Origin of the sequence: Collinsella sp. TF06-26 (genome assembly GCF_002232035.1) — a bacterium.
Taxonomy (GTDB): domain Bacteria; phylum Actinomycetota; class Coriobacteriia; order Coriobacteriales; family Coriobacteriaceae; genus Collinsella.
This window is the reverse complement of record NZ_NKXR01000005.1, coordinates 39,105-51,045: the sequence shown is the minus strand read 5'-3', so window position 1 is coordinate 51,045 and position 11,941 is coordinate 39,105. Positions and strand designations below refer to the sequence as shown.

The window sequence follows — 11,941 nt, the reverse complement described above, 5'->3', positions numbered from 1 at the left end:
TGACGAAGGATTCACTATGCCCTGTAATCAATTCCCGTCGACCCAGCGCCGTAAAGCGTGGGTCCGCATCACGATCCTATTCGCGCTCGTCGCCCTAGCGGTCACCGCACTTCCCACGGCGTCGTTCGCCGGCACAGACACCGCAGGCAACGTACTTGCGACCGACAATGACGCCAATTCGTCCGGCGTCGAAGGTGACCTGTACTGGGCAGGTCAGGCCCTCAACTTGGACGATGCGTCCATCGGCCGCGACATAATTGCAGCAGGCGAGAGCCTCTCCATCCGCGACTGCACGGTGGGCGGCGCCGTCCGCTTGGCGGCGCGCACCATCGACATTGCCAAGACTACGGTTGATGGCAGCGTGACCGTTGCCGGCCAGCATGTCGTGCTCAATTCCGACAGCACCACCAACTGTTTCTATGCGATAGGCGAGACGGTTGCCCTGCGCGGCTCTACCAAGTCGGCAGCGCTTGCGGGCGATACGGTGACTATCGATGGCACCGTCGAGGGCGATGTCGAGGTTTGGGCCGATAAGCTCATCCTGGGCAAGAACGCCCACATCACCGGCACCGTGAACGCGCACGTCTCCGAGGACCCCGAGCGCGCCGCGGGAGCCGAGGTCGGCGCGCTCAAGATCGACCGCACCGAGAGCGAGGATACTTCCACCGTTAACGATGTCATCGGCGGTATCGTCGCCGCGGCACTCTCGGCCTGCTTTGTCGCCCTACTGCTCGAACTCGTCTTTCCGCGCGCAACCGCCAGCGCCGCCGGCATGCTCCACCAGCGCCCCATGCCCCTGTGGGTGAGCGGTCTTCTGGGCACGATTGCTATCGTCCCCGCCGTCCTACTGCTAATTATCTCTATCGCTGGTCTGTCGCTTGCCGGAGCCCTCATGTGCGGTGTTATTGGCATCGCGCTGGTGTCGAGTGCCTTTGCAGGGTGCGCGATCGCGCGCATGGTCGGACACAGCCAGAACCGCTACGCCATGGCGGCCGCCGGCGGCGTGATCGCAGGTGCACTTACGGCAATCCCCCTCGTAGGCGATTTCATCAGCGGCGTGGCCTTTGTCTTCACGCTCGGCTATGTTATCCAGATCATCTGGCGCAACGCTCACCTCAAGTCGCAACAGCCGGCTAATACGCCGGAACCCCCCACCGCCTAGCTGCCAACCACCACAAAGGGGACAGGCACCTTTGTGGTGGTGCAAGCGAACCTGTCCCCCTTGCACCAAAAAGGGCGCCGACCATCGCGGTCGACGCCCTTTCTTATTGGCGGTTATAAGCCCCAGCGCTTATTTGTTGACCTGACCGGCACGGACGGCGGCCTTCTTGCGGTCGGTGGCATTGAGCAGACGCTTGCGCAGGCGAATATTCTTGGGAGTGATCTCCACCAGCTCGTCATCGGCGATGTACTCCAGCGCCTCCTCCAGCGAGAAGGTGCGGGGCGGCACCAGCTGCACGGAAATATCGGAGGTCGAGGAACGCTGGTTGCCCAGGTTCTTGGTACGGGCGATGTTGACGACCATGTCGCCGGCCTTGCTGCGCTCGCCCACGATCATGCCCTCGTAACACTCGGTGCCCGGCTCAACAAACAGCTGGCCGCGCTCCTGCAGCGTGCCCAGGGCATAGGCAACGGCCTTCTCGGTGGTCATGGAGATCATGGCACCGTTCTGACGGTTGCCGATCTCGCCGGCGTAGGGACCGTACTCCAGGAAGGTGTGGTAGAACACGCCCTCGCCGTGGGTGACGTTCATGATGCGGTTCTTAAGGCCCATGATGCCACGCGTCGGGATCTTAAACTCAAGGTGCGTCACGATGCCCGAGGTATCCATACTCGTCATGATGCCACCGGAGGTGCCGAAGACCTCAACGACCTTGCCCGAGTACTCGTCCGGGCACTCGACGACGGCCTGCTCGACAGGCTCCATCTTGTTGCCGTTCTCGTCCTTCTTAAACAGAACGCGCGGACGACCGACCTGGAACTCAAAGCCCTCGCGGCGCATGGACTCCATCAGAACGGACAGGTGCAGAATGCCGCGGCCCGAGACCTCGACGCCGCTCTTGTCCTCGAGCTCCTCGATCTTCATGGTCACGTTGTTCTCGGCCTCGTTGAACAGGCGCTCCTTGAGCTGACGGGCACCCACGATGTCGCCGTCACGGCCGACGAGCGGGGAGGTCGAAGCCTCAAAGACGATGGACAGGGTCGGCGGGTCGATCTCGATGGGCTCGAGCTCGACGGGGTTCTCGGGGTCGGTGTAAACATCGCCGATATCGGTGCGGTCGATGCCCACGACGGCGGCGATGTCGCCGGCGCCGACTTCCTGGCACTCGGTGCGGCCCAGGTAGTCGAAGGTAAAGAGCTGCTTGACGGTAGCGGTGGCGCTGGAGCCGTCGTTCTTGACGACCAGGATCTGGTCGCCCTGGTGGATGGTGCCGGAGTACACGCGGCCGATGCCGATACGGCCAACGAAGTTGGAGTGGTCGATGGTCACGCACTGCATGGCCAGCGGGGCGTTCTCATCAACCTCGGGCGCGGGCATATCGTCGATAATCATATCGAGCAGCGGATACATATCCATGTTGCCGTCATTGGGATCGAGGCGGGCAAAGCCGTTGACGCCGCTGGCGTAGATGACGTGCTCCATGGCAAACTCGAGCTGGTCGTCGGTGGCGCCCAGGTCGGCCATAAGGTCGAGGCAGTCGTTGTAGGCCTTCTCGGGGTTAGCACCCGGACGATCAATCTTGTTGATGACGATCATGATCTTAAGGCCGGTGTCGATAGCGTGACGCAGCACAAAGCGGGTCTGGGGCATGGGGCCCTCAAAAGCGTCGACCAGCAGCAGGGCGCCGTCGGCCATACGCAGCACACGCTCGACCTCGCCGCCAAAGTCGGCGTGGCCCGGGGTGTCGATGACGTTGATCTTAACGTCCTTGTACTCGATAGAGATGTTCTTGGCGAGAATCGTAATGCCGCGCTCACGCTCCTGGTCGTTAGAGTCCAGGACGCGGTCCTCGACCTGCTGGTTGGCACGGAAGGCGTCCGTGGCACGCAGGAGCTTGTCGACCATCGTCGTCTTGCCGTGGTCGACGTGGGCGATGATGGCGATGTTCCTCAGATTGTCTACGCGCATGTAGTTCCCCTATCTTCTATCCATATACAAACGGCACGCGTATGCGGCCCGCCCAGCGATACAACGCTCAGCGGGAATATTGAGCCTTTTACCGAAAACTCGTTTATTTTAGCGATTTTAGATAAGAGGGGTTTCCTCACCTGCAGGTTCAGGGTCGCTCCACATAAAACCATCGCCGGCACCCATGCCCTCATACAGCACGTATGCCGAAAAACCGCTCTCGAGCGTGGTTTCGAAGAAGCTCACGAGCAGGGCGTCGTGATAGCCGCCGTCAATTTCGACACAACCGGTGTAGCCGATGGCGTAACGGGCGATGCGGCCCAGCCCCTCGTCCTTAAGACCCATCTTGTGCTCGGAGATAAAGTTGGTGGCAGCCTCGAGGCACGCCTCTTCGCCATCCTCATCGAGCGCCGCCAGATAACGGTTGGAAGCAGCGTCCTCGATCGCCACAACTACGCCCGGATTCTCGCCGGCGGCAAGGTCGTCCAAGAACGCACCAATCAGGTCACACACCATGGCGTCGAGCTCGGCGGAGACGTTACCGGCGTCCTGCATATCCTGTGCCATCTTTAGACCTTCCCATCGAATCCGGCGTCGTTACAGTTCTTGTGCCTCAGCAGCGATCTTGGCGGCAGCGTCGCGGGTGTGCATCATATCCACCGCACGCTTGTCGAGCACCTTGATCTGACTGGTCAGCATTACCGCGTCGACCACGCCCCAGATCACCAGGCCCGTAGAGATCGAAAACCCAAGCGCACCAACTGTACCACGAAGGCGCGAGCAGATTGCCGCGACAAGGGCGGAGATGACAACCATCTTGATAAACGAGCCGCGGCGCTCGCGAAGCGTGCGGGCCTGTGTCACATAGGCGAGGCGGGCCGCCTCGGATGCTTCCGAGCGCATCTGGGCTTCACGCGCGATGGCGGCCGCCTCAGCCGACATGCCGCCGGCCATCAGCGAACGCTCCGCAACCTGGACGCCCCGCATTTAGAAGTCATCGGGGGAGAGCGTATGGACGAACTCGTCGAACTTCTCGAACTCCTGCTCGTCGTCGACTTCCTCGGCATGGGCAGAAACGGTGCCCAGGCGATTCATGATGTCGTCCTCCACAAACATGGGAGCATTGCTGCGCACGGCAAGGGCGATGGCATCGCTGGGGCGGGCATCGATCTTGCGCTCGTCACCATCGGCCAGTACGACAATCGTCGCGTAAAACACCGGCGGCTCGGCGCGAACGATCTCGATGCGCTCGAGTTTGGCGCCCAAGGCGTCAACGGTATCGAGCAACAGGTCATGGGTAATCGGGCGCTCGGCGCGACCGCTATCGATGCCGCGGCTGATGGCAGCAGCTTCAAACGAACCAGTCTGAATGGAAAGGGAACGCAGCGGCGCGGGCAAGTCCGATTTGCTGCAGCGCTCGCGAAGCACGATAAGCGATGGCACGGGACCGGCGGCCATGACGATGGTCTCTATGTCGACACGAACCATGGAACACCTCCGGTACGTAGCGGTTAACACGCGGCAGCCCGCCGCATTGAATAGCTATACTACCCAAACTTTCGCACAGCACACAAAATCAAAGTAGTCTTTTTGGGACGGGGCTCTTTTGACTACTCCAGCAGGTAAGAAAAAAGCCCCGAGGAAACCCTCGAGGCTCTTCACAGTTTTGATGGTGGACCTGACAAGATTCGAACTTGTGACCTCCCGGTTATCAGCCGGACGCTCTAACCAACTGAGCTACAGGTCCATCATGGTGGAGGTTAGGGGGATCGAACCCCTGACCTCAGGCTTGCAAAGCCCGCGCTCTCCCAGCTGAGCTAAACCCCCACGGAGACAGTAATAAACACCCCAGCGGCGACTCGGCTCTCGCTGGGGTGTTTATTGCGAAAGAAAGTGGTGGACCTGACAAGATTCGAACTTGTGACCTCCCGGTTATCAGCCGGACGCTCTAACCAACTGAGCTACAGGTCCATTGCGCAAGAGATATATTAGACGAGTCGTTACGCGCGCGTCAACAACTTTTTTGAAAATCTTTGGGAGGGTGGTCGCTGGGCTGGCGGGATGGTTTTGGTTTGCTGCTCGGACAGTCCTGCGCAAGACGAAGGCCACATTAAGTGGCCTTCTTTGCGTGCGGAACTCGCGACAAACCAAAACCATCCCGCCAGCCCAGCGACCATGGGGTCCCAAGATTGTCAAAAAGCGGTCGGCGCGCAGTGCGCCGACCGCCGATATATGGGGTCTGATAATTTTTACCAGCTAGTTCCTCTTACTCGTCTAGGAGATCCTCTGGCATGTCGTTGCCGTCGCCTAGATCGACAGGGGTTTCTTCGGGGGCAGAGCCGTCTTCTGTGGCTTCACCTTCGGGCTTCTCCTTGGCGGCCGTCATGCGGGCTACGGCGCAGATGCGGTCGTTGTCGTCGACGGTCATCATCTTGACGCCCTGGGTAGCGCGGCCAGTCTGGCTAATCTCATCGGTCTTGACGCGAATGACCGTCGCGCCCTCCGTCACGATGAACAGCTCGTGCTGCGGGCCCACCGTCTTCATGGCCGCGAGGTTACCCTTACGCTCGGTCATTTGGATGGTGTAGACGCCCTGGCCGCCGCGATTCTGCTCCGGGTAGTCCGCGACCGGCGTGCGCTTGCCGTAGCCGCGCTCGGTGATGACGAACAGATCGCCGTTGCCGTTAGTGACTTCCATGCCCAGAACGCTCACGCCGTCCTTCATACCGATACCGCGAACGCCGCTGGTATCGCGGCCGGTGGCGCGCACCTGTTCCTCGGAGAACATGATCGCCTTGCCCGCGGTGGTGGCCAGGATAATCTTGTCGCCCTCGCGCACGCGGCGCACGTTCAGCAGCGCGTCGTCGTCACGCAGGTTGATAGCGATCAGGCCGTCGCGGCGGCTGCGGTCATATGCGCTCATTACGGTCTTCTTGACCATGCCGCTCTTGGTGGCAAACATCAGGTACTCGTCGGCAGGGAACTCGCGGCAGCTGATGACGCTCGCGATCTTCTCGCCCTCCTCGAAGGGCAGCAGGTTGACGATTGCGGTACCGCGCGCCTGGCGCGTACCCACCGGCAGCTCGTGCACCTTCAGGCGATAGACCTTACCCTTGCTCGAGAAGAACAGCACGTACTCGTGCGTGGACGCGATGAACATCTCGTCGATGACGTCGTCCTCTTTGAGGTTGACGCCCGACACGCCCTTGCCGCCGCGCTTCTGGGCGCGGTAGGCGGCCACCGGGATGCGCTTGACATAGCCGGTGTGGGTGATGGTCACGACCATGTCCTCATCGGCAATGAGGTCCTCGACGTCCAGGTCCTTCTCGACATGGCTGATCTCGGTGCGGCGCTTATCGCCGAACTTCTTGGAGATCTCGCGCATCTCTTCCTTAATGACGCCCAGGATCTTCTCCTCGTGCGCCAGCAGGTCCTCGTAGTAGGCGATGGCGCGGCGCAGGCCGTCCAGCTCTTCCTGGATCTTGTCGCGCTCCAGGCCGGTCAGGCGGCGCAGCTTCATCTCGAGGATGGCCGTGGTCTGCTCGGGCGTAAAGCCAAAGCGCTCGATCAGGCGGCTGCTGGCCTCGGAGTCGGTCTGCGAGGAGCGGATGATGCTGATGACCTCGTCGATATGGTCAAGGGCCATCAGGTAGCCCTCAAGGATATGCGCGCGGGCCTGGGCCTTCTTAAGGTCGAAGCGGGTGCGGCGGGTGACGACGTCGACCTGGTGGTCGATGTAGTGCTGCAGCATCTCGCGCAGACTCAGGCATTTGGGAACGCCGTTGACAAGCGCCAGGTTGTTGGCGCCAAAGGTCGTCTGCAGCGAGGTGTACTTGTACAGGTTGTTGAGCACGACCTGCGGGATGACGCCCTTCTTGAGTTCGATGACCAGACGGATACCCTTCTGGTTGGACTCATCGCGCATATCCGAGATGCCCTCGATGCGCTTGTCGTTGACGAGCTGGGCGATCTTCTCCTGCAGGGTGCCCTTGTTGACCATGTAGGGGATCTCGGTAAAGACCAGGCGGCTGCGGCCGGTCTTGGTGGACTCCACGTGAGCCTTGGCGCGCACGGTAATGGAGCCGCGGCCGGTCTCGTAGCTCTGCTTAATGCCGGCGCTGCCCATGATGATGGCGCCGGTGGGGAAGTCCGGACCGGGCATGATCTGCATGAGCTCGTCGACGGTGGCTTCGGGGTTGTCGATCAGGTAGCAGGTGGCCTCGATCGCCTCGGTGAGGTTGTGCGGGGCGATGTTGGTGGCCATGCCGACGGCGATGCCCTGGCTGCCGTTGACCAGCAGGTTGGGGAAGCGCGCAGGCAGCGCCACGGGCTCGGCGAGTGATTCGTCGTAGTTGGGCTGCCAGTCGACGGTATCCTTCTGCAGGTCACGCAGCAGCTCCATGGCGGGCTTGGCCAGGCGGCTCTCGGTGTAACGCATGGCTGCCGCGCCGTCGCCGTCGATGTTGCCGAAGTTGCCGTGACCGTCGATGAGCGGCGTGCGCATGGAGAACCACTGCGCCAGGCGGACCATGGCCTCGTAGACCGCGGAGTCGCCATGCGGGTGGTACTTACCGATAACTTCGCCGACCGTCCAGGCCGACTTCTTGTGCGGACGGTTGGGGTAGATGCCGCTCTCGTTCATCGCGTACAGGATGCGGCGGTGCACCGGCTTTAGGCCGTCGCGCACGTCCGGCAGGGCGCGCGCCGTGATGACCGACATCGAATACTCGATAAACGACTGCTTCATCTCGCGACCGAACTCCGAAATCTGGAGCTGGCCGCCATTGATATCCTCGCCGGCCGAGGCGCCACGGTCGACTTCGCCAAAGCTCTCCTCGAGCTCACCGTCGTCCTCTTCCTCGTCATCATCGGCATCGGGGTTATAGGCGTCCGGATCGCCGTCCTCGCCCTGCTCAGCACGGGCAAGCAGGCGCCTCAGATCGTCGGGCATGCCGGCGTCGCCGGCCTCGCCCATGCCCTCGTTATTGTTGATATCGTCTGCCACGTTACCTCCTCTTAAGCATCAAGGAAACGCGCGTCATGCGCATGTTTTTCAATGTACTCGCGGCGATAGCCGACCTCGGAACCCATCAGCTCGCGCACGGCGCGGTCTGCCACCACGGCGTCCTCGATCGACACACGCTGCAGAATGCGGGTCTTGGGGTCCATCGTCGTCGAGGCAAGCTGCTTGGGGTCCATCTCGCCCAGGCCCTTGTAGCGCTGGACGGTATAGCCCTTGCGCTTTTTGGTGATCTTGCCGTCCTTGGCCTTGCCGTCCTCGTCGTTATCGTCGGGGTTCAGTCCCAGACCCTGGATGGTGTCGCGCAGGATCTCGTCTTCGGGCTGGCGGCCGTTGGGATACACGTAGTGGATCTTGTTGCGCACCTTGATGCCAAAGATGGGCGGACAGGCAACATAGACGTAGCCGGCATCGATCAGCGGACGCATGTACTTGTAGAAGAACGTCAGCAGCAGGATGCGGATATGCGCACCGTCGACGTCTGCATCGGTCATGATGATGATCTTGTGGTAGCGAGCCTTAGTGATATCGAAGTCGCCGCCGTCGCCGGCACTCGTCGTGACACCGCAGCCGATCGCGGTAATCAGCGACTGGATGGTGTCGCTCGAGAACGCGCGATGGTCACCAACGCGTTCGACGTTCAGAATCTTGCCGCGCAGGGGCAGAATCGCCTGGATGTCTCGGCGACGGCCGTCCTTGGCCGAACCGCCTGCCGAGTCACCCTCTACGATGAAGAGCTCGGTCAGCTCGGCATCGCGCACCGAGCAGTCAGCGAGCTTACCGGGCAGGGACGCCGTCTCGAGCAGGCTCTTGCGGCGGGTCGCCTCGCGCGCCTTGCGGGCGGCGTTGCGCGCCTTGCAGGCCTGTTGCGCCTTCTTGACAATCTCGCGGGCGGGCTTGGGATGCTCCTCCAAGTAATCGGCGAGGCCGTCGGTCACGATCTTGAGCGTGAGCGCGCGCATATAGGAGCTACCGAGCTTTGCCTTGGTCTGGCCCTCAAACTGAGGATCGGGCAGCTTGACCGAGATAACGGCCGAAAGGCCCTCGCGCACATCGTCGCCGGTCAGGTTGGCGTCTTTTTCCTTGAGCAGGTTCTGCTTGCGCGCGTAATCGTTGATTACGCGGGTGAGCGCGGTGCGGAAGCCCTCAAGGTGCATGCCGCCCTCGGGAGTGTAGATGTCGTTGGCGAACGACATGACGTTCTCGCCGTAGCCGCTATTCCACTGCAGGGAAACCTCGACCTCGCCCATCTTGGTCACAGGCGCGTCCGGATCCGATTTACCCTCGATGTAGATGGGCTCCTTAAAGGCCTCGGGGACGTCCTTGCCCTCGTTGAGGAACTTGACGAAGTCGATGATGCCGCCCTCGTAGCAAAACTCCTCCACGTGGGGAGTCGCCTCGCGCTCGTCGGTCAGCACAATCTTAAGGTTCTTATTGAGGAACGCCGTCTCCTGCAGACGGTTGTGCAGCGTATCGAAATCGTAGATGCAGGTCTCGAAGATCTCGTCGTCGGGCCAGAAGGTGACGGTGGTGCCCGTTGAATCCGAGGTGCCCACGACCTCCATCTTCTTGACGGTCTTGCCGCGCGAGAACTCCATCTCGTAGGTGTTGCCATCGCGGCGAACCTGAACGACCACGCGCTTGGACAGTGCGTTGACGACGGAGATGCCCACGCCGTGCAGGCCGCCCGAGACCTTATAGGCCGAGTTATCGAACTTACCGCCGGCGTGCAAGATCGTCATGACGACCTCGAGCGTCGGGATCTTTTTAACAGGGTGCTCGTCGACGGGGATGCCGCGCCCGTTGTCGACGACCGTGATGGAGTTGTCGGCGTGGACCGTCACCTGGATCTCGGTGCAGAAACCGGCCATGGCCTCGTCGACGGAGTTGTCAACGATCTCCCACACCAGGTGATGCAGACCGCTGGCGCTCGTCGAGCCGATATACATGCCCGGGCGCTTACGAACGGCCTCGAGACCTTCGAGAATCTTAATCTCGCCGCCATCGTAATCGTTTTCGTTTGCCACACGTCCTCCTTCAGTCAAGAAAATGTGTACAGCCTTACTAGTTTATCGTAAAAAAATACCCTCGGGAACGAGGGTATTTGGCTCTACAAGGCCACCAGATGCGATTTAAGGCTCTTTTTTGCTTTGCACGCCCTTGGCCCACTCGGCACTGGCTCTCATGGCATTCTCGAGGGCCTCGCGCAGTTTTTGGTCTTCGATGGGCGCCACTTGGCGCTCGATCTCGGTACGCTCGGCCTCACTTAGGTCGGCGTGCGGGGCCGGCGGTCGCTCGGTCGTCGCCTGGCGCAGGCGCTCCTTGGCGGCGGGCGGCGTGTGACCGGGCGCGGTGGTTTTGAACACCAGGCCGTCCACATGCGCACCGGCGCGCTCCATGCGCGCACGGATGATCTCGCGCAACAGCGTCATTTCCTGCGTCCACGAGGGCGAGTCGAGATACACCAGCAGCTCATTGGACTCGGGCAGGTAGCGCAGCCCCGTCACATGCCGTCCCTCGCGCGTGCCCGAGCACACCGCGTTCCATGCGCGATAGACCGCGCGCGACTCCTCGGCGGCCTCCATCTGCGCACGGCGCTTAGGCGTTGCAGCCGCCAGGATGCGCTGGCGCTCTGCGTTCAAAAATCCACTGAAGGCGACTGTCTCGCTCTCGCGCTCGTAATTAGCACGTCTCACCCATGCTCACCACCTTGGCTCGATCAAGCAGGTCATCGGTAAAGTACCCCAGGTTGGTCGTAGTTATGACCGTCTGGATATCATCGCCGATCAGCCGCAGGAAAGCGCCGCGACGCTCGCCGTCGAGCTCGCTCATCACGTCGTCCAAAAGCAGCAGCGGGGCGGTGCCCAGGACATCGCGAGCCACGGCCACCTCGGCCACCTTCCAGGACAGTACCAGCGTGCGCTGCTGTCCTTGGCTGGCAAATGAACGGGCGGAGCGACCAGCCACGGTGAACTCGATCTCGTCGCGATGCGGTCCCACCAACGTCACGCCGCGGCGAATTTCCTCGTCGGCATGCTCGTCAAGGGCAGCCAGCATGCGCTCGTACGCCCAACCCTTCAGCTCTTCGCGATCCTCGACCTGGGGCAAATCCCCCAGCGTGGACGCATAGGTCACGTTGGCAGCCTCGCCGGACGCCACTTGCCCGTAGGCAGTGTGCACATGGCCCGCCAGCCGGTCGAGTAGGGCCAACCGGTGCACGAGCAGGGCCGAGCCCGCGCGAGCAATCGAATCGTTCCACGCGCCGAGCATCTCGCGACAGCACCAGGTCTCCTTGAGCAGGGCGTTACGCTGGGTCACGCAGCGCCCATAGGTGCTCGCAAGATCGGCATAACGCGCGCTCAGCTGCATGCCAAAGTCATCGAGGGCGGCGCGGCGCACACTGGCGCCTCGCTTAACCATGTCCAGATGGTCGGGGCAAAACAGCACGCTCGGCAGAATCCCGCGCACACCGGCGGCAGAGCATCTCTTGCCGTTGCGACTAAACGAGCGCTTACCGTCCTCCGCGCTCAATCCCATATCAAGCACGCGGCCGCCGCCCTCGAGCCTCAGCTCGATCTTGCACGAGCCCACGCCGTCATGGACGAGCTCGGCTGCGGTCGGATGCCTAAACGAGGCACCACTCGTCAGCAGCTGCAGCGCCTCTATGAGATTGGTCTTTCCCGCCGCGTTGGGTCCCGCAAGTATCGTCACGCCCTCGTCCAGGGCAAGGCGATAGCTATCGAAGCTGCGGTAGTGCGCGACGGAAAGATCGCGGGCGAACATGGTCATGG

9 protein-coding genes and 3 tRNA genes are annotated in these 11,941 nt (G+C 61.7%); 1 reads left to right on the top strand and 11 read right to left on the bottom strand.

The genetic code is table 11. The annotated features are described in order from the left end of the window. Positions 1 to 16 precede the first annotated feature (16 nt). On the top strand, positions 17 to 1,162 hold the full coding sequence (locus tag CHY22_RS04330) for a polymer-forming cytoskeletal protein (protein WP_089572582.1): 1,146 nt from the start codon (positions 17 to 19) through the stop codon (positions 1,160 to 1,162). Between the two features lie 129 nt (positions 1,163 to 1,291). On the opposite strand, the gene typA is transcribed toward CHY22_RS04330, so the two are convergent. The 11 genes from typA to recF form a co-directional block, all read right to left on the bottom strand. Further along, positions 1,292 to 3,130: a translational GTPase TypA gene (gene typA / locus CHY22_RS04325; protein WP_089572581.1), complete on the bottom strand. Its 1,839-nt coding sequence runs from the start codon at positions 3,128 to 3,130 to the stop codon at positions 1,292 to 1,294. A gap of 117 nt (positions 3,131 to 3,247) precedes the next feature. Then, entirely contained in the window at positions 3,248 to 3,697 is a 450-nt protein-coding gene (locus tag CHY22_RS04320; RefSeq protein ID WP_089572580.1) for a hypothetical protein, read from the bottom strand. Between the two features lie 30 nt (positions 3,698 to 3,727). After that, positions 3,728 to 4,117 carry a hypothetical protein gene (locus CHY22_RS04315; RefSeq protein ID WP_089572579.1) on the bottom strand — a complete coding sequence of 130 codons (390 nt, stop codon included), beginning with the start codon at positions 4,115 to 4,117 and terminating at the stop codon, positions 3,728 to 3,730. Next, complete coding sequence (locus CHY22_RS04310; RefSeq protein WP_089572578.1) at positions 4,118 to 4,618, bottom strand: bifunctional nuclease family protein; 501 nt, start codon at positions 4,616 to 4,618, stop codon at positions 4,118 to 4,120. It abuts the gene before it with no gap. A 182-nt stretch (positions 4,619 to 4,800) separates the two neighbouring features. After that, positions 4,801 to 4,877 (bottom strand) — tRNA-Ile (locus tag CHY22_RS04305). 4 nt (positions 4,878 to 4,881) lie between these two features. Further along, positions 4,882 to 4,957, bottom strand: a tRNA-Ala gene (locus CHY22_RS04300). Between the two features lie 67 nt (positions 4,958 to 5,024). Next, positions 5,025 to 5,101: transfer RNA gene (locus CHY22_RS04295), tRNA-Ile, on the bottom strand. Positions 5,102 to 5,396: 295 nt separating this feature from the next. Next, entirely contained in the window at positions 5,397 to 8,105 is a 2,709-nt protein-coding gene (gyrA, locus tag CHY22_RS04290; RefSeq protein ID WP_199408741.1) for a DNA gyrase subunit A, read from the bottom strand. Between the two features lie 41 nt (positions 8,106 to 8,146). Further along, positions 8,147 to 10,177 carry a DNA topoisomerase (ATP-hydrolyzing) subunit B gene (gene gyrB / locus CHY22_RS04285; RefSeq protein ID WP_089572577.1) on the bottom strand — a complete coding sequence of 677 codons (2,031 nt, stop codon included), beginning with the start codon at positions 10,175 to 10,177 and terminating at the stop codon, positions 8,147 to 8,149. A gap of 105 nt (positions 10,178 to 10,282) precedes the next feature. Next, positions 10,283 to 10,846 (bottom strand): DciA family protein, encoded by a 564-nt coding sequence (locus tag CHY22_RS04280; RefSeq protein WP_089572576.1) that lies wholly within the window; start codon positions 10,844 to 10,846, stop codon positions 10,283 to 10,285. Continuing rightward, positions 10,833 to 11,939, bottom strand: a complete 1,107-nt coding sequence (recF, locus tag CHY22_RS04275; protein WP_089572575.1) for a DNA replication and repair protein RecF — start codon at positions 11,937 to 11,939, stop codon at positions 10,833 to 10,835. The genes CHY22_RS04280 and recF overlap by 14 nt, the downstream gene beginning before the upstream one ends. Positions 11,940 to 11,941 lie beyond the last annotated feature (2 nt).